Consider the following 17039-nt stretch of genomic DNA (forward strand, 5'->3'; position numbering starts at 1 on the left):
GCCACGGTGCGCCAACACCGTGGCCAGAGGCCGGTGACACACCCCGAGTCGCCGGCTGGCAGAGCAGCGGATCCTCGAAGCGCGCCCGCAAACCGCAAGACTAATCCACCGCCCTGCCCGACCGGCTGACTCCTTCCTGCCCGCATATGGAGAAGGAGCACAGCAGTGTCCAGATCACCAGGCGCCGTCGTGACGTCGACGCCTTCCACCACCGGCACCGATCCGGCCATCGAGGCGATCGACCTGGTCAAGACGTACGGCAAGGGCACGAAATCCGTACGCGCCCTGGCCGGCGTGAGCTTCACGGCGACCAGTGGCATCGTCCTGGGCCTGCTCGGCCCGAACGGCGCCGGCAAGTCCACGACCGTCAAGATCCTCAGTACGCTGTCCACCCCCGACTCGGGCAGCGTGACCGTGGCGGGCGTCGACGTACGCCGGCACCCCGATCAGGTGCGCCGCCTCATCGGGTACGTTTCGCAGAAGCCGGCTTTCGACCCGATCGGCACCGGCCGGGAAAACCTCGAACTCCAGGGTCGGATTCACGGCATGTCGGGTCGGAATGCCCGGCGGCGCGCCGATGAGCTGCTCGAACGGTTCGGGCTCGGCGAGGCGGCCAACCGGCTCGCCAGCAAATGGTCGGGCGGCATGCAGCGCAAGCTCGACGTGGCGATGGGGCTGATCCACCGGCCCCGGGTGCTGTTCCTCGACGAGCCGACAACCGGCCTCGACCCGGAGGCGCGGGTCGACATGTGGGCCGAGATCTCCAAGCTCGCGACCGACGACCGGCTGACCGTACTGCTCACCACCCACTACCTCGACGAGGCGGACAGCCTGGCCGCCCGGCTCGTGATCGTCGATCGGGGCAGGGTTGTCGCGACCGGCAGTCCCGACCAGCTCAAGAGCAGCCTGGGCGGGGACAGCGTGCACGCGGAGCTGGCACACGCGGACCGGCACGACCGGGTCCGGCGGGCGGTCGAGGCGGTACCCGGGGTCACCCGCGTCACGGTGGACGGCACCGCGCTCCGTGCCTGGGTACCCGACGGCGCGGCGGCCCTGCCCGGCATGCTCGCCGCGCTGGGCGAAGCCGGCATCGCCCTCGCCTCGGTGAGCGTGGCCAGGCCGTCCCTCGACGACGTCTACCTCCACTACGCCGGCCGCTCCTTTCAGCAGGCCGAGGAGGTCCGGGCATGAGCACCTTCGTCGGCCACTCCCGCCTGCTGACCCTGCGGTCGCTGCGAACGCTGTCCCGGCAACCGGCCTACCTGCTGTTCACCCTGGTACAGCCGATGGTGTGGCTGCTGCTGTTCGGTCAGCTGTTCAGGCGGATCGCCGAACTGCCCGGTTTCGGCGCCGCCTCCTACGTCGAGTACCTGACCCCGGGGCTCGTCGTGATGACCGCGATGATGACGGCCGGTTGGAGCGGCACCTCGTTCATCCAGGACATGGAGCGAGGCGTGATGGACCGCAACCTGACCTCGCCGGTCAGCCGTGCCGCGCTGATCACCGGTTCGCTCGCGCACCAGGCCGTCACGACCGTCGTCCAATCCCTGATCGTGTTCGGGGTCGGCCTGGCCACCGGGGCCCGGTACCGGGGCGGAATCCGGGGCGTCGTGGTCGTCCTGGCCTGCGCCGTGCTGCTCGCGCTCATCTTCGCGGCGCTGTCCGACGCGATCGCCCTGCTGGTACGCCAGCAGGAGGCGCTGATCGGGGTGTCACAGTTCCTGGCGATGCCGCTGGCCTTCCTGTCCTCGGTCATGATGGCGCCCGCACTGATGCCCGGTTGGGTCGGTGACGTCGCGCGATTCAACCCGGTGGACTGGGCGGCGGTCGCCAGCCGCGAAGCCCTCACGTCCACGCCCGACTGGGGGCTCGTCCTCGACCGGGGAGCCCTGCTCCTGGCCCTGGCGATCGTGATGGGCTGGCTGGCCACCCGGGCCTTCCGCGCCTACCAGCGATCCATCTGAGTCTCGGGGAGTTCGACATCACAAGCGATGTCGAACTCCCCGAGATCGCAAAGCGTCGGGGCAGACTTGGTTCATGGCGACTCCCCGCGTGCGTGCTCCGGAGCTTCGAGGTCGCGGCTGGCTGAACACCGGCGGCCGCGACCTGACCCTCGCCGACCTGCGGGGCAAGATCACAATCTTGGACTTCTGGACCTTCTGCTGCATCAACTGTCTGCACGTGCTCGACGAGCTACGTCCGCTGGAGGACAGGTACGCCGACGTGCTCGTCACCATCGGCGTGCACTCGCCGAAGTTCGAACACGAGAAGGACCCGCAGGCCCTCGCCGCGGCCGTGGAACGTTACGGCGTGGACCACCCGGTTCTCGACGACCCCACCCTGCGCATGTGGCAGGAGTACGCGGCGAAGGCCTGGCCGACGCTGACCGTCATCGACCCCGAGGGGTACGTCGTGGCGTCGATGGCCGGCGAGGGGCACGCCGAGGGCCTGACCCGGCTGATCGACGAACTGGTCACCACCCATGAGGCCAAGGGAACGCTGCGCCGGGGCGGCGGCCTGACCGTACCCGCCGACGAGGCGCCCACGACGCTGCGCTTCCCGGGCAAGGCCGCGGTGCTCGAAGGCGGCAGGTTCCTGGTGGCCGACTCGGCGCACCATTCGCTGGTCGAGCTCGCGGCGGACGCGGAGACCGAGATCCGCCGGATCGGCAGCGGCAAGCGGGGGCGTACCGACGGCGAGGCCGAGACGGCGGAGTTCTCGGAGCCCGGCGGGGTGTGTGTGCTGCCGCCCCGGATCGCGGAGCTGGCCGGCTACGACGTGGTCGTGGCCGACACGGTCAACCATCTGCTGCGCGGGGTACGGCTGGACACCGGCGAGGTGCGCACGGTCGCGGGCTCCGGCCGGCAGTGGCGGGGCACGGTCGACTTCGGTACCCACGACGCGCTCGCCGTCGACCTGTCCTCGCCGTGGGACGTGGCGTACTTCGACTCCCGTGTCATCGTCGCGATGGCCGGCATCCACCAGCTGTGGTGGTTCGACCCGGTCACCCGCACGGCGGGGATGTACGCCGGTACCACGGTGGAGGCGCTGCGGGACGGTCCGCTGCACGAGGTGTGGATGGCTCAGCCGTCGGGGCTGTCGACTTCGCCGGACGGTACGAAGCTGTGGATCGCCGACAGCGAGTCGAGCGCGCTGCGCTGGATCGAACAGGGTGAGCTGCACACCGCGGTCGGCCAGGGACTGTTCGACTTCGGCCACGTCGACGGGCCGGCGGCCGAGGCGCTGTTGCAGCACCCGCTCGGGGTACTGGCCCTAGCCGACGGGGCCGTCCTGGTCGCCGACACCTACAACGGCGCGGTCCGCCGCTACGACCCGGCGACCGGCCTGGTCACCACGGTGGCGACCGGACTCGCCGAGCCGAGCGACCTGGTCGCGACGGCGACCGGGGAGGTGTACGTGGTCGAGTCGGCCGCGCACCGGCTGGTCCGGATCGACCCGTCCGCGGTCGTGGTCGAAGGTACGCGGCACCGCACGCAGCGGCCGGTCACCGACCTGGAGCCCGGTGCGGTCGAGCTCGACGTGGTGTTCTCCCCGCCGCCCGGCCAGAAGCTGGACGACTCGTTCGGCCCGCCCACCCGGCTCGTGGTCTCGGCGTCACCGCCCGAGCTGCTCGTCGAGGGCGCGGGTGAGAGCACAGAGCTGCGCCGGCGGTTGGTCGTCTCCGATTCGGTACCCGGAGGCGTGCTCCAGGTCGTGGCGCAGGCGGCCACCTGTGACGCCGACGCCGAGCACGCCGCATGCCACCTGACGCGGCAGGACTGGGGCGTGCCGGTACGGGTGGCGGCGGGTGGGGCGGCCCGGCTGCCGCTGATCCTGCGAGGGCTCGACGCGGGCTGACGGAGGGTGGCTCAGCTCACGGCGACCCGAAAACCTACGGTACCGTAACCTTGAGGCGTGACCACGCAAACCGCACGCCGGCTGCGGCCGGTCGACCTCGGCAAGCCACGAATGCGTGGCTGGCTGCACGCGTACGCCGCCGGCGTCGCCGTCGTCTGCGGCATCGTGCTCTGCTCGCTGGCCGCCACCCGGCCCGGCTGGGCACCCCTGATCAGCTGCCTCATCTACAGCCTGACAGTGTGCGCCCTGTTCACCACGAGCGCCCTGTACCACCGGCGGGTGTGGTCCGAGCGCGGCTATCGGATCATGAGGCGCCTCGACCACTCCATGATCTTCGTCTTCATCGCCGGCACGTACACACCGTTCTCGGTGCTGCTGCTATCGAAGAGGCTGGCGACGGTCATCCTGGCCGTCGTGTGGATCGGCGCGGTGGCCGGCGTGACGATGAAGATGGTCCATCCGAACGGCCGGCGGTGGTTGTCCGCCCCGCTGTACCTGGCGCTCGGGTGGGTCGCGATCGCCGTGCTCCCCGACATCCTGCACCGGGGTGGGGTGGCCGCGCTCGTCCTGCTCATCGCCGGCGGCGTGGCGTACAGCGTCGGCGCGGTCTTCTACGCGTTGCGGCGGCCAAACCCGTGGCCGACGGTGTTCGGCCACCACGAGTTCTTCCACGCCTGCACGTTGGTCGCCGCGATCTGCCACCACATCGCGATCTACTTCGCCCTCTACTCGTAGCGGGCCGGGCACACCAGCGGGCCGGGCAGACCAGCGGGCCAGCCAGGTCAGTACCGGGCCTCGGGCGGCACCTCCGCCCAGTTCTCCTCCTCGACGACCCGACGCTGCGGAGGCATCTGGACGACCTGCCGTCGCTCGACGCGCTGGGCCGTCGTCGGCGTCACGGCGACGACGCGGCGCCGGCGCGAGTTCCATACCCACAACGTGATCAGCAGGGTGGCGAGACCGGCGAGCATGATCACCCAACCGATGACGGTCAGGTCCAGCGGGCCGACGTTCTGGTCGCGTACGCCGAAAGCGATGATCGCGCCAAGGGCGATGAGGAAGATGCTCCCACCGATACCCATTGGTAGCCTCCTTTGTCACCGTTTGATCGGCTGTCGTTCGGTGACTGCCTTGAAGAGGACGTACCCACCATTCACCAACCCCAATCAGACAGGGCTGTGACGATGACCGATCGAACGTTGGTCCTGGTGCGGCATGCCAAGGCGACCCATCCCGAGCGGGTGGCCGACCTCGAACGCCCCCTCGACCCGAGGGGCCACGCGGACGCGGAGGCGGCTGGCGCCTGGCTGACCGCCCAGCGGCTGCTGCCCGACGTCGTGCTCTGCTCACCGGCGCGGCGGGCCCGTCAGACCTGGCACAGCCTGGCCGCCACCCTCGGCGAGGAGGCCACGCACACGACGGTCGGTTACAGCCCGGTCGTGTACCGGGCGAGCAGCGGCGAGGAGTTGCTGGACGCGCTCCGGGCGGCTGAACCTGAGGCGGCGACACTGATGATGGTCGGCCACAACCCGACCCTGTCGATGCTGTCGTCCCTGCTGGACCCGTCGGCCAACGAGGCGCTCCGCACCTGCGGCATCGCCGTGCACCGGGTACCCGGAGCGTGGCGCGACCTGGCGCCCGGCAAGGCGCCGCGGATCGCCGCGCACACCGCCCGGGCCTAGGAGATATCCGGCAAAAACCGAACCGGCCGGCGACGTGGGGGGCGCGGCGCCGGCCGGTGCGGGTGTGGGAACTGCAAAGTCGTAGGTTAGAAGGCCTCTTCAGGCAGGTCCATGAGGTCCAGCGTGGTGCCCTCGATGATCTTCCGGTCGCTGCTCAGCCGCGGCAGCACCTCACGCGCGAAGAACCGTGCCGTGGCGACCTTGCCCTCGTAGAAGGCCTTGTCGGACGCGGAGACGCCCTCGCGGGTCAGGGCGGCCAGGGCCACCGCGGCCTGGCGCTGCAGCAGCCAGCCGACGACGATGTCGCCGAGCGCCAGCAGCAGCCGCCGGCTGCTCAGGCCCACCTTGTACAGCTCGCGGGCCTCACCCGACTGGGCAGCGGTGAGCCAGGTCATCATCGTGCCGAGCATGCCCTGCACGTCCTCGAGCGCGGTGGCCAGCGCCGCCCGCTCCTCCTTGAGCTGGCCGTTGCCGGCGTCGGAGGAGACGAACTCCTGGATCTCGGACGCGACGGTCATCAGCGCCTTGCCCTGATCCTTCACGATCTTGCGGAACACCAGGTCGAGGCTCTGGATAGCGGTCGTACCCTCGTACAGGGTGTCGATCTTCGAGTCCCGCACGTACTGCTCGATCGGGTAGTCCTGCAGGAAGCCGGAGCCACCGAAGGTCTGCAGCGACTCGTGTCCGAGCAGCTCGTAGGCGCGCTCGGAGCCGCAGCCCTTGACCAGCGGCAGCAGCAGGTCGTTGATCCGCTCAGCGAACCGTACGCCCTTCTCGTCGCCGGCCTCCTCGGCGATCCGGGACTTGTCCTGCCAGGACGCGGTGTACATGACCAGCGCACGCAGGCCCTCGGCGTACGCCTTCTGGAGCGCGAGCGAGCGGCGGACGTCCGGGTGGTGCGTGGTCGTCACGCGCGGCGCCGTCTTCGAGTTGTTGATCAGGTCGGCGCCCTGCACCCGGTTCTTGGCGTACTCGAGGGCGTTGAGGTAGCCCGTCGACAGCGTCGCGATCGCCTTGGTGCCGACCATCATCCGGGCGTTCTCGATGATCAGGAACATCTGGCGGATGCCGTCGTGCACGTCGCCGAGCAGCCAGCCCTTGGCCGGGGTGCCGTGCTCGCCGAAGGTCAGCTCGCAGGTGTTGGAGACCTTGATGCCCATCTTGTGCTCGACGTTGGTCACGAACGCGCCGTTGCGCTCGCCGAGCTCGCCGGTCTCGTCGTCGAAGTGGAACTTCGGCACGATGAACATCGACAGGCCCTTGGTACCGGGGCCGCCGGCGCCCTCCACACCGACCGGACGCGCCAGCACGTAGTGGATGATGTTGTCGCTCATATCGTGCTCGGCGCTGGTGATGAAGCGCTTGACACCCTCGATGTGCCACGAGCCGTCCGGCTGCGGGATGGCACGGGTGCGACCGGCGCCGACGTCCGAGCCGGCGTCCGGCTCGGTCAGCACCATCGTGGAGCCCCACTGCTTCTCGACGAAGAGCTTGGCCCACTCCCTCTGCCGCTCGTTGCCCTCGCGGTGCAGCACGTTCGCGAACGACGGCCCGGAGGCGTACATCCAGATCGGAGCGTTGGAACCAAGCACCATCTCGGCGAGCGCCCACCAGACGGTGCGGGGCGCAGGGGTTCCGCCGATCTCTGTGGGCAGGTCGAGGCGCCAGAACTCGGAGTCCATCCACGCCTTGAACGACTTCTTGAAGGACTCAGGCAGCGGCGCGGTGTGCGTCGCCGGGTCGAAGACGGGCGGGTTGCGGTCGGCGTCGGCGTAGCTGGCGCCGAGATCCTCGCGCGCGAGCCGGTCGACTTCCGCCAGGATGCTGCGGGCCGTGTCGACGTCGACGTCTGCGTACGGTCCCGTGCCCAGCACCTTGTCGGCGCCGAAGACCTCGAAAAGGTTGAACTCGAGGTCCCGAAGGTTGCTCTTGTAGTGGCTCATCTCGCCTGGTCTCTCCCGTCTCGCAGCTGCGCGGCGGTCTCGGTCGTGACTGATTCGTTGCTGGAATAAGTTACCAGCGAGTAACTGCCACTATATTACTCGGCAGTAAGGTGAGGCAGGACGACGCCTCGAGTGACCACGATCACAGGATTTGATCGTCCGCGACCTGGGCAATAGCAGAGCGCGGCGCGCGACATGCGGCTTTCGTTCGGATGGGAACCATTTCGTACGGAACGCAAGTCGACACGCCGTTACGCACATCACTCGGTTCACGGGTGGCTCGTTGACCTGGTGACACCGGGAGCAGGGATCGCGGGTGGCCAACGCCCGCACAGAGGAGATCGTCATGCTCGTCAAGTGGATGGACACCCTCGCGCCGAAGACGCTTCGCCCCTACATCTACACCGGACGCCACCGCGCGCCACGCCTCGCACGTCCCGCCCAGATCTACGCGGGGCCGGGTGACCTGCTCGTCAGGTGAGCGCCGGCATCACCGTCAGGTGACCGCCGGCATCATCCTCGGGTGAGCGCCGGCAACATCCTCGGGTAAGCGCCCGCCATCAGGTGAGCGCCGGCGAGCTCGCGCCGCCGATCTCCCACCGGGGTACCGGATCGGTTGCGCCGTGCGCGCCCGCGTACTCCATCAGCACCAGCGCGATGTCGTCATCGAGCTGACCGCGCACCCACTCGACCAGCGCGCTCTCCAACGACGCCAGCCCGTCGGCGACCGTGCCGTGCCCCAGCAGGCGCCACGCCCGCTCGGCCGTCGGGAAGAACTCGCCGTCCCGCCGGGCTTCGGCGAGACCGTCGGTGTAGAAAAGCAGCCGGTCGCCGGGCTCCAGCCGTTCGACCCGCGGCCGGACGACCGGCATGAACCCGAGCGGCGGCGCGGACGCCGGTGGCGTCAGCTCGATCACCTCGCCGCGGCGTAACAGCAGCGGCGGCGGATGCCCACAGTTGACGATGGTCAGCGTGCCGCCGCGCTCCTCGACCAGCGCCGCGGTCACGAAGTCCTCGTCGCCGACGCTGCGGGCCACCGCCCGATCGAGATCCGCCACGATCGCGCGCAGGTCGGCCCGCTCGTACACGACGTGCCGGTACGACCCGAGGACGATGCTGGCCAGGCGGACCGCGTCCAGCCCCTTACCGCGCACGTCGCCGATGATCATTCGCATCCCGTACGGCGTGTCCAGCGCCTCGTACAGGTCTCCGCCGATGTCCGCGGCGGCGCTGGCGGAGATGTAGCGCGCCGCGATCGACAGCTGGCCCAGCTGTGGACCGAGGGGCCGCAGCACGGCGCCCTGCGCCGCCGACGCCAGCTTCGACAGCTCGATGAAACGCTCGGCCTGCCGCTGCCGGTAGGCGCCGACGACCGCGGCCACGCCCGTACCGAGGACGACGAAGGCGATGCTCACGAAGCAGGCCAGCAGCCGCCCGGGGTTCGACGCGTTCGGGATGCAGAAGAGCGCGCCGACCGTGGTGGCGATGACACCGACCCCTAGCACCTGCCGCCAGGAGGCGAGCGCGGCTGCGAGGAGCGGCGCGGCGGTCAGTACGCCGATGTAGCGGCCGTTCGCCCCGTCCACCACCTCCGTGAGCGCGGCCAACGTGATCAGCACGAAGGCCGCGCCGAGCCCGGCGCGGCTTTCGGAGATCATTTCGCGGCTCGTCGGGCGGCGGCCCGGCACGCGCGGCTTTCTCGCCACGGCCATCAGCATGCCATCCGCGCGCCGACCGACCGATCACACGTTCGGCCGGAGTACCGGTCGGTGGTGCGATGAGTAGTAACCGGACGATCAGCCCTGCAGCACCTCAAACTTCACGGTCGCCACTCCGGCACTCGTGCTCGAGATGGTGTTGAACGCGGCGGGCGTGAGGTCCAGGCACCGGTTGGCCACGAACGGGCCGCGATCGTTGATGCGGACCACGACGGACTTGCCGTTGTTGACGTTCGTCACCCGTACCCGCGTGTTGAACGGCAGGGTCTTGTGCGCGGCCGTGAAGGCGCTGGTGTGGAAGGTCTCGCCGTTCGCGGTGCGGCTGCCCTCGTCGGTGTAGAACGACGCCTGGCAGGTGCCGCTGCTGACCACCGTGCCCCCGCCCGACGGTGGGGTGGGCTTCGGTCCGGCGGTCTTCGCCGGAGCCGTCTTCGACGGTGTCGTCGGCGGCGGGGGCGGAGGCGGCGTCGAGGGCGACGGGCTGACCGGCACGGGCGACGGCGAAAGCGCATCAGCGGAAGCCGAGGCCTCCGGTGACGGCGTGGCGCGCTGCTCGCTCCGGTCGGCGCGCTGCTGGGTACGGTCAGCCGCCGCGGCCGCCGCCGCGGAGGCGTCGTCGGCGCGACCGCCGTGCGCGGAGGGGCTCAAGCTCAGCGCTGCGATTGTGGTGCCCGTGAGCACCGCGGCGACGGCGGTGCCGGCGAGGAGAGGAAGAGACTTTCGGGACGGTCGCGACGTACGCACGTGGGCGTGCTTCCCGGCCAAAGTCCTACCTTCCGTTTGACGACAGGGCCCAGCGACCGTATCCAGTCCCTGCCGTGAGGTGTCAATTCTTCGGCCGGTTTCCGGGCGGTTTGTTCTCTAATGTCAGCCCGAACAGAGGACTCCGAGGGCGACGGTTCGCACCCCTTACGCCACCGTGGACGGTCGGCTGCGGAACCCGTCGGATCAGCCGACCGTGAACTCGCCGCGGGGGTGCGCGGGGGCACACAGTGACGGGTCGACGAGTACGAGGTCCCCGGCCCGGGCGAGCGCCAGGGCCTCCGGATCGAGACGGGCGACCGCCAGACCTGGATCGGCTGTGCCGGCGTCGGCGAGGATCGTCCCGTCCGGGTTCCAGACGGCGCTGCCGCCGCAGCCGTGGTACTGCCCACTGGGCCCCGTGTGGTCGGCCATGACGACGTAGCTGGCGTTGTCGAGGGCCCGCGCCGGACAGATGGTGGCGATCCGGTGCGCCCCCCGATCCCGGTTGAACAGGGCGCCGATCAGATACCCGTGGCAGCCGTCGAGAGCGGCGGCCCGGGCGTGCTCCGGAAAGCTCGAGTCCCAGCAGATCGCGAGCCCGAAGCGCCACCCGTCGATGGTCACCGTGCACCCGCCCGCGCCCGGCTCGAACCCGACGGCCCGCTCCGTGGGGTCGATGTGCTGCTTGTCGTACTGTGCGGCGAAACGGCCGGCGCGGTCCAGGACGAGGGCGGAGATGCGCGGCCTGCCGGACCCGGGGTCGAGAGTCGGTGCGCTCACGACCACCGCGGTGCCGGTCCCGGCACAGGCCGCGGCCAGTGGGTCCAACCGGGCGTCCGCCGGACCCAGCGTGTACGTCCGTGGCTCGGCCACGATCGCCGGCAACTCGTAGCCGGTGAGGAAGAGCTCCGGCAGGACCAGCAGCGCGGCTCCCCGGTCGGCCGCCCGGCGGACCAGATCGGCCGCGACGGCGACGTTGGCGCGGATGTCCAGCGCGGCGCAGGTCGCCTGCCCCGCCGCGACGGTGAGCGGGGCGCCGGGAGCGGCGCGGAGATCATCCATGGTGGGCCACGCTACCGGCGCCGCGCCTTCCGAGGTGGCCGGGCGCCGGAGCCGCGCGTTCCGAGGTGGCCACGCTACCGGCGCTGCCGACTCGTCCTGCGCCGTCGACTGGCATGGTGATGCCGTGCTGATCTACAAGATTCTGCTGCCCTCCGAGTGGTCGGAGTTCGAGGCCGCCGGGCGCTTCGACGGCTCGCCGTTCGACCGGAGCTCCGGGTTCATCCACTGCTCGTCGCGCGAGCAGGTCGGCGCCACGGCCCTGCGGGTGTTCGGGGAGGAGCCGGCCCTCGTCGTCGTGTCCCTCGACGCCGGGGTGCTCGACGAATGGCTCCGTTGGGAGCCTGCCCCCAACGGGGGCCTGTTCCCGCACGTGTACGCGTCCCTGCCGCTCAGCGCCGTGGTGGCGGTACACCACATCGCCGGTGCATCGCAGGTGGACTCAGTCCTGCCCGGTGAGTGACCCGCTTCGGGCGTCCGATTCTGTCGCCGGTGGCCGGTAGCCTTCCGGCATGCGCGTATCGAAGTCCGTGGTGACGATCGACGCACCGAGAGAGACAGTCTGGACGGTGCTCACCGAGCCGCGGTACGTCAAGCAGTGGCAGTACGGGAGCGATCTGCAGACGGACTGGTCGGTGGGGTCACCGATCCGCTTCACCACCGAGTGGGAGGGGAACACCTTCGAGCAGCGGGGCCAGGTGCTCGCCGTGGACGCGCCTCGTGAGCTCCGCTACTCGCTGTTCGCGCCGCGTCCCGGCCTGAAAGACAGGCCGGAAAACCGCTTCACGATGGTCTACTCGCTCACTGAGGACGCTGGCCGGACGCGCGTGACTTTCACGCAGGAGGATCCCCGTCCCGGTGCCGGCGGTGAGCAGGATGCGGAGGAAGGCGAGAACCCTGTCCTGGCGGCGCTCAAGAGCCTGTGCGAGTCGCTCGTGGCCTGAGCCATCCAGCGCGTGAGGGGCGGCCGGGGAGCCACCGGTCGGAATACCGGCGGATCCCCGGCCGCCCGCTGCTGCGCCGACGTCAGCCGATCGCCTGAGTCCGGTTGCCCCAGTACGGCCCGTCCCAGCTGAGCACCGGTGCGGAGTAGCCGTTCGCGGCGTCGGGGTTCAAGGTGTACAGCTGGGCGTCGGTGCTCCAGCTGTCGTCCCGGAACAGCACGATGCCGTCTCTACCCGCGCCTGTGAAGCTGCCGGCGACCATGAACTTGTCGTTCTGGGAGGCCGAATTGGCCCAGTCGCCGGCCCACAGCTGTGTCGGCGCGGTGAAGCTACCGTCGCCGCTGCGGCTGGCCACCAGGTTGAACACTCCGATGTTCCAGCGGGTGTAGGTGTAGAAAAGGGCGATGTCGCTCTTGGTGTCGCTGGTGTAATTACCGGCCGCCATCGCGACGGTGCCGCCGCCCCAGCGCGGGGCGTTCCAGCGGAGGACGGGTGCGGACAGGCCGCCACCGCCGCTGGCCGGCAGGGTGAACACCGCGACGTGGCCGCCGCCGTAGTCGTAGAACAGGGCGATGTCGGCCTTGCCGTCACCGTTGAAGTCCCCGGCGGTCATGAGCTTCGTGCCGCCGCCCCAGTACTGCCCGTTCCAGCGCAGGGTCGGCGCGGAGAAGCCGCCACCGCCGCTGGCCGGCAGGGTGAACACCGCGACGTGGCCGCCGCCGTAGTCGTAGAACAGGGCGATGTCGGCCTTGCCGTCACCGTTGAAGTCCCCGGCGGTCATGAGCTTCGTGCCGCCGCCCCAGTACTGCCCGTTCCAGCGCAGGGTCGGCGCGGAGAAGCCGCCACCGCCGCTGGCCGGCAGGGTGAACACCGCGACGTGGCCGCCGCCGTAGTCGTAGAACAGGGCGATGTCGGCCTTGCCGTCACCGTTGAAGTCGCCCACCGTCATGAACCTGGTGCCGGTACCCCAGTTCGGGCCGCTCCAGCGTAATACCGGGGCGTCGAAGTTGCCGCAGCCGTGGTTGCTCATCGTGAACAGACCGACGTGGCCGCCGCCGTAGTCGTAGAACATCGCGACGTCATCGCGGCCGTCGCCGTTGAAGTCCGCCGTGAGCCGCTGCGCACCTGAGCCGGGGACGACCGGGCCGCCGACGCAACCGCTCCAGGACGCGGCGCTGGTCAGCGATGTGCTGTCGGTGACGCTGACGGTCACGTTGGAGACGCCCAACTGGGCGTACTGGTGGGTCACCGTCGGCGTCGATTGCCTGACCGGGGCGCTGCCGTCGCCGAAATCAAACGTGTACGAGGCGATCGGCGCCCATCCTGGGACGGAGCCGGACGCGTCGGCGGTGATGGAGCCGGCGGTCCGATTGAACGTGACGGCCAGTTTCGCCGTCGGCGCGCGGACATCCTCCCAGGAGCCTCGGTCGGCGTAGGCGACCGGACCGGTGCCGGTGTTGTTCACACTCGGGTTGTCCTGGCGGCCGTTGCCCATCCGGTCTGTGCTCTGGTATCCGGGCGCGGCCGAGTTGGCCGAATCGTCGTTGGCGCTCGCCTCATTCGTGTCGAGGTCGTGGTCGGCCTGCTTGGAGGCTGCCCGGAAGTCCGTCAGGCTTTTCGGGGCGCCGTTCCATCCGTACGGGGCCGCGCCTGGCCTCGTCTGGTAGACGGTGTTGTAGTCGACCACCGTGTCGTTGACCGCCGCGTCGTAGATCCCGATGTCCACCGAGTCCGCAGGCGCCTTGCACGTGGTGGAAGGGGACGGGTTGTTCTTACTGATGTTGTTCTGCACCGAAACCCCGGACGACGCACCCGCCACCCGGATCCCCGTCCCGCAGTTGCCCTCCACGGTGTTGTTGGTGATCGCGGTACCGGTGGCGCCGTTGTTGACGATTCCATCGCCCGCGTCACCCACGATGTTGTTGGCGATCACGTTGTTGGCGGCCCCCGGTTCGACCATGATCCCGGCGCCGGTGCCACCGCTGGCGGTGTTGTCGATGACCGTGTTGCCGGAGCCGGCAATGTCGATGGGGCTCTTGCGCTCCAAACGCGAAACCGAGAACTTTCCGGATTTGACGAGTACGCCGGTCGTCGCGGCATCGATGGCCAGCCCGGGAGCCACGGTCCCGTTGGCTCCATCGTGTGTCAGTGATGAGTCCGTGACGGCTGTCAGCTGGACACCCACGACCGGGCCGGTGACGGCGCTCACCGCCTCGTACTGGAGCGTTATCCGGGTCGAATGGCTGACCCCGATGCCGGGGCTCTGGCTGGCGGTCACCCCGATATTGGCGATTGACACGTCGCGCTGACCGTCGATGGTGAACCCGCCGTTCAGGTGCGCAGACGTCACATTTATCAGGCCTTGCAGCGTGATCGGATGGCCGGGCGTACCCGACTTCGTGATCGCCACGTGCTCGGAGTACGTACCGATGACGTTGATCGTCTGTCCAGGAAGGACCGCCGCGACCGCGGCCGAGATCGTGCAGAACGGCTGATCCCAGGTGCCGGTGCCACTGTCCGAACAGTTGTACCCGCTGCCGTTGTTGACATAGAGCGGGGTCGACGCGTCTGCGGCGGCCGGCCCGGCACCGGCGACCAGGGCCCCGCTCGCGGTCAGCGCGGCGCCAACGAGGCCGGCAATGAGACGATTGCGCACGTTCACTCCTTCACGGGGCCCGAAGGGATGGCCCCGCCGACTGTGTGCGCATAGGTGATGAACATCTATGCCCGAGCAGTATCACTCCCCTTGATCACGCTCACAAGGTACGGAGACCATTGCCGGCAACAGCAAGCTTGTTCTTCAGCCGTCCCTTGAAACGCTCGTGTCGTAAGAGATGTGGGTGTACCCCAGGCGTTCGGGCCGTTTGTGCCGGTTCGCTTCTCGCTTGTTGACTACTGTCACGTCGATCAATAAGGTCTCCCGGCCGGGATCGTCCAGCATGGTCACAACCCGGATCCCATCGACTTCAGAGCGTCAGGTCCACGCGCAATACGTTGCGCGCTCCCTGCCTGACACAGCACACGCAAACGAGGTGTGGCAATTGGAGCACATTAGCGGGGGTTCATCCACGGCTGGAGCGCCGCGCAGAATCCTGGCGCGCACCGCGGTCGTACTGAGCGTCGGATTCGTGGCCGCCGGTCTGACCGGTGCCGGCGTCGCCGCCGCCGCTCCGCCCGACGGTGCGATCGTCAACGCCGACGCCGCCGATGCGGTCAAGAACAGCTACATCGTGGAGTTCAAGGCAGGCAGCGCCGAGTCCCGCGCCGTCGACTCCTCGGCCGGCAAGCTCGCCCGCGCGTACGGGGGTTCGGTGCGGCACTCGTACAAGAGCACCGTCAAGGGCTTCTCGGTCACGATGAGCGAGCAGGCCGCCAAGCGGTTGGCCGCCAACCCGGCCGTGGCGCGCGTCGAGCAGAACCGCACGGTCACGGCGACCGACACCCAGACCAACGCCGATTGGAATCTGGACCGCATCGACCATCCCAGTACTTTCGCCACCGACAACCTTCACAACGACTACACGTACCCGAACACTGCCGCCAATGTGCACGCGTACATCATCGACAGCGGCATCCGGACCACCCACCATGACTTCGGTGGCCGGTCTGTCTTCGGGTACAACGCCATCGGCGGTCCGAACGACGACTGCTTCGGCCACGGCAGCCACGTCGCCGGCACCGTCGGCGGCGCCCGGGTCGGCGTGGCCAAGGGCGTGCAACTCGTCTCTGTGAAGGTGTTGGACTGCACCGGCAAGGGCACCGTCGACGCGGTCATCGCGGGCGTGGAGTGGGTGACGGCGCACGCAATCAAACCCGCCGTGGCCAACATGAGCCTGGGTGGCGATCCCGACCCCGCACTCGACAACGCGGTCGCGGCGTCCATCGCGTCCGGCATCACGTACACCGTCGCTGCCGGCAACGACAGCGCCAACGCGTGCAACTACTCACCAGCCCGCGTTCCGGGAGCGATCACCGTCGGTGCCAGCGGGATCGGCGATGGCCGCGCCTCGTTCTCCAACTACGGCACCTGTGTGGATCTCTTCGCCCCGGGCACATACATCAGCTCGGTTTACTACCTTGACGACTGGAGCTTCGTCCAGGACCAGGGCACCTCGATGGCGAGCCCACACGCGGCGGGCGCCGCGGCCATCTACCTGCAGGCCCACCCGACCGCCACGCCCGCGCAGGTGCGCAACTCCCTCATCACCTACGCGTCAGCCGGCGTGATCGGCGACGCGGGGCCCGGCTCGCCCAACAGGCTCCTCAATGTCACCATCAACCAGGGTGCGGGCCCGGTCGGCTCGGGCAACCCGCCCGGCGGAGTTGGCGCCGCACAGATCCCGGGCGTGGAGCCGTCGCGCGTCAAGGCCGACTTCGACGGCGACGGCCGGGACGACGTCGCGCTCTTCTACGACTACGGCAACGGCTACGTCTCGCTGTGGACGCTGACCGCCCTACCAGGCGGTGGGTTTGCCACGCCGGTCCTGCGCTGGTACGACGAGCACTGGGGTCGTGGCACGAAGTTCGTGACTGCCGGTGACTTCAACGGCGACGGCAAGGCGGACCTGGCGCTGTTCTACGACTACGGCAACGGCCACGTCACCCTGTTCACCCTGACCGCAACCGGAAATGGTGACGGTGGCTTCTCCGGTCCCGTACCCCGCTGGGACAAGGCTGTCTGGGGCACCCGTACGAAGTTCGTGACCACCGGCGACTTCAACGGCGACGGCAAGACCGACGTCGGACTCTTCTACGACTACGGCAACGGACACGTCACCCTGTTCACCCTCACCGCCACCAGCAACGGCTTCGGCGATTTCACCTCGGTCACCAGCCGCTGGGACGCCCCCTACTGGGGCACCGGCACCAAGTTCCTGACCACCGGCGACTTCAACGGCGACGGCAAGACCGACGTAGGACTCTTCTACGACTACGGCAACGGACACGTCACCCTGTTCACCCTCACCGCCACCGGCAGCGGGGCCGTCGGTTCCTTCGCCAGCCGCTGGGACGCCCCCTACTGGGGCAGCGGGACGCGCGCCATGTTGTGACCTGTTCCGTGGGCTTGCGGGAAACGACAGCGAGGGGCTG

General features: G+C 69.3%; 16 protein-coding genes. 9 read left to right on the forward strand and 7 right to left on the reverse strand.

Annotated features, from left to right (window positions below):
• The first annotated feature begins 165 nt into the window (after positions 1-165).
• From HC031_RS03200 to trhA, 4 genes are all read left to right on the forward strand, one after another.
• Positions 166-1191 carry an ATP-binding cassette domain-containing protein gene (locus HC031_RS03200; protein ID WP_338090463.1) on the forward strand — a complete coding sequence of 342 codons (1026 nt, stop codon included), beginning with the start codon at positions 166-168 and terminating at the stop codon, positions 1189-1191.
• A complete protein-coding gene (locus HC031_RS03205; protein ID WP_167923643.1) occupies positions 1188-1964 on the forward strand; it encodes an ABC transporter permease in 777 nt (258 codons plus the stop codon). Before HC031_RS03200 ends, HC031_RS03205 begins: the two co-directional genes overlap by 4 nt.
• Before the next feature lie 73 nt (positions 1965-2037).
• Positions 2038-3858: an NHL domain-containing thioredoxin family protein gene (locus HC031_RS03210; RefSeq protein WP_167923644.1), complete on the forward strand. Its 1821-nt coding sequence runs from the start codon at positions 2038-2040 to the stop codon at positions 3856-3858.
• A gap of 111 nt (positions 3859-3969) precedes the next feature.
• A complete protein-coding gene (gene trhA, locus HC031_RS03215; RefSeq protein WP_167924014.1) occupies positions 3970-4593 on the forward strand; it encodes a PAQR family membrane homeostasis protein TrhA in 624 nt (207 codons plus the stop codon).
• A gap of 47 nt (positions 4594-4640) precedes the next feature.
• Here the strand turns inward: trhA and HC031_RS32830 are convergent, their stop codons facing one another.
• On the reverse strand, positions 4641-4940 hold the full coding sequence (locus HC031_RS32830) for a DUF6458 family protein (protein WP_240942076.1): 300 nt from the start codon (positions 4938-4940) through the stop codon (positions 4641-4643).
• Positions 4941-5042: 102 nt separating this feature from the next.
• Between HC031_RS32830 and HC031_RS03225 the strand changes: the two genes are divergently transcribed.
• Entirely contained in the window at positions 5043-5540 is a 498-nt protein-coding gene (locus HC031_RS03225; protein WP_167923645.1) for a SixA phosphatase family protein, read from the forward strand.
• Between the two features lie 86 nt (positions 5541-5626).
• Here the strand turns inward: HC031_RS03225 and HC031_RS03230 are convergent, their stop codons facing one another.
• The gene (locus tag HC031_RS03230) at positions 5627-7483 is read right to left on the reverse strand and encodes an acyl-CoA dehydrogenase (protein WP_167923646.1); all 1857 of its coding nucleotides are present in this window, start codon (positions 7481-7483) and stop codon (positions 5627-5629) included.
• 316 nt (positions 7484-7799) lie between these two features.
• On the opposite strand from HC031_RS03230, the gene HC031_RS03235 reads away from it, so the two are divergent.
• Positions 7800-7964 (forward strand): hypothetical protein, encoded by a 165-nt coding sequence (locus HC031_RS03235; RefSeq protein WP_167923647.1) that lies wholly within the window; start codon positions 7800-7802, stop codon positions 7962-7964.
• Positions 7965-8043: 79 nt separating this feature from the next.
• On the opposite strand, the gene HC031_RS03240 is transcribed toward HC031_RS03235, so the two are convergent.
• From HC031_RS03240 to HC031_RS03250, 3 genes are all read right to left on the reverse strand, one after another.
• Positions 8044-9201 (reverse strand): PP2C family protein-serine/threonine phosphatase, encoded by a 1158-nt coding sequence (locus HC031_RS03240; protein ID WP_167923648.1) that lies wholly within the window; start codon positions 9199-9201, stop codon positions 8044-8046.
• Between the two features lie 78 nt (positions 9202-9279).
• The gene (locus HC031_RS33775; RefSeq protein WP_277349622.1) at positions 9280-9849 is read right to left on the reverse strand and encodes a septal ring lytic transglycosylase RlpA family protein; all 570 of its coding nucleotides are present in this window, start codon (positions 9847-9849) and stop codon (positions 9280-9282) included.
• A gap of 300 nt (positions 9850-10149) precedes the next feature.
• Positions 10150-11007: a carbon-nitrogen hydrolase family protein gene (locus HC031_RS03250; RefSeq protein WP_167923649.1), complete on the reverse strand. Its 858-nt coding sequence runs from the start codon at positions 11005-11007 to the stop codon at positions 10150-10152.
• A gap of 124 nt (positions 11008-11131) precedes the next feature.
• Here HC031_RS03250 and HC031_RS03255 point away from each other — a divergent pair, with 124 nt between their 5' ends.
• Positions 11132-11467: a DUF952 domain-containing protein gene (locus tag HC031_RS03255; RefSeq protein WP_167923650.1), complete on the forward strand. Its 336-nt coding sequence runs from the start codon at positions 11132-11134 to the stop codon at positions 11465-11467.
• A gap of 49 nt (positions 11468-11516) precedes the next feature.
• Positions 11517-11948 carry an SRPBCC family protein gene (locus HC031_RS03260; protein WP_167923651.1) on the forward strand — a complete coding sequence of 144 codons (432 nt, stop codon included), beginning with the start codon at positions 11517-11519 and terminating at the stop codon, positions 11946-11948.
• A gap of 82 nt (positions 11949-12030) precedes the next feature.
• Here the strand turns inward: HC031_RS03260 and HC031_RS03265 are convergent, their stop codons facing one another.
• Together HC031_RS03265 and HC031_RS03270 are read right to left on the reverse strand one after the other, a co-directional pair.
• Complete coding sequence (locus HC031_RS03265; RefSeq protein ID WP_167923652.1) at positions 12031-14604, reverse strand: FG-GAP-like repeat-containing protein; 2574 nt, start codon at positions 14602-14604, stop codon at positions 12031-12033.
• A 144-nt stretch (positions 14605-14748) separates the two neighbouring features.
• Positions 14749-14895, reverse strand: a complete 147-nt coding sequence (locus HC031_RS03270; RefSeq protein WP_167923653.1) for a hypothetical protein — start codon at positions 14893-14895, stop codon at positions 14749-14751.
• 181 nt (positions 14896-15076) lie between these two features.
• Between HC031_RS03270 and HC031_RS03275 the strand changes: the two genes are divergently transcribed.
• Complete coding sequence (locus HC031_RS03275; protein ID WP_338090464.1) at positions 15077-16999, forward strand: S8 family serine peptidase; 1923 nt, start codon at positions 15077-15079, stop codon at positions 16997-16999.
• Positions 17000-17039: the final 40 nt, after the last annotated feature.

Source organism: Planosporangium thailandense, from assembly GCF_011947195.1.
Taxonomy (GTDB): Bacteria; Actinomycetota; Actinomycetes; order Mycobacteriales; family Micromonosporaceae; genus Planosporangium; species Planosporangium thailandense.

Excerpts from the sequence above, each read along its gene's own strand:
- HC031_RS03250 (WP_167923649.1), bottom strand. The coding sequence starts at position 11,007 with ATGGATGATCTCCGCGCCGCTCCCGGCGCCCCGCTCACCGTCGCGGCG.
- HC031_RS03225 (WP_167923645.1), top strand. The coding sequence starts at position 5,043 with ATGACCGATCGAACGTTGGTCCTGGTGCGGCATGCCAAGGCGACCCAT.
- HC031_RS03260 (WP_167923651.1), top strand. The coding sequence starts at position 11,517 with ATGCGCGTATCGAAGTCCGTGGTGACGATCGACGCACCGAGAGAGACA.
- HC031_RS03210 (WP_167923644.1), top strand. The coding sequence starts at position 2,038 with ATGGCGACTCCCCGCGTGCGTGCTCCGGAGCTTCGAGGTCGCGGCTGG.
- HC031_RS03240 (WP_167923648.1), bottom strand. The coding sequence starts at position 9,201 with ATGCTGATGGCCGTGGCGAGAAAGCCGCGCGTGCCGGGCCGCCGCCCG.
- HC031_RS32830 (WP_240942076.1), bottom strand. The coding sequence starts at position 4,940 with ATGGGTATCGGTGGGAGCATCTTCCTCATCGCCCTTGGCGCGATCATC.
- HC031_RS03230 (WP_167923646.1), bottom strand. The coding sequence starts at position 7,483 with ATGAGCCACTACAAGAGCAACCTTCGGGACCTCGAGTTCAACCTTTTC.
- HC031_RS03205 (WP_167923643.1), top strand. The coding sequence starts at position 1,188 with ATGAGCACCTTCGTCGGCCACTCCCGCCTGCTGACCCTGCGGTCGCTG.
- trhA (WP_167924014.1), top strand. The coding sequence starts at position 3,970 with ATGCGTGGCTGGCTGCACGCGTACGCCGCCGGCGTCGCCGTCGTCTGC.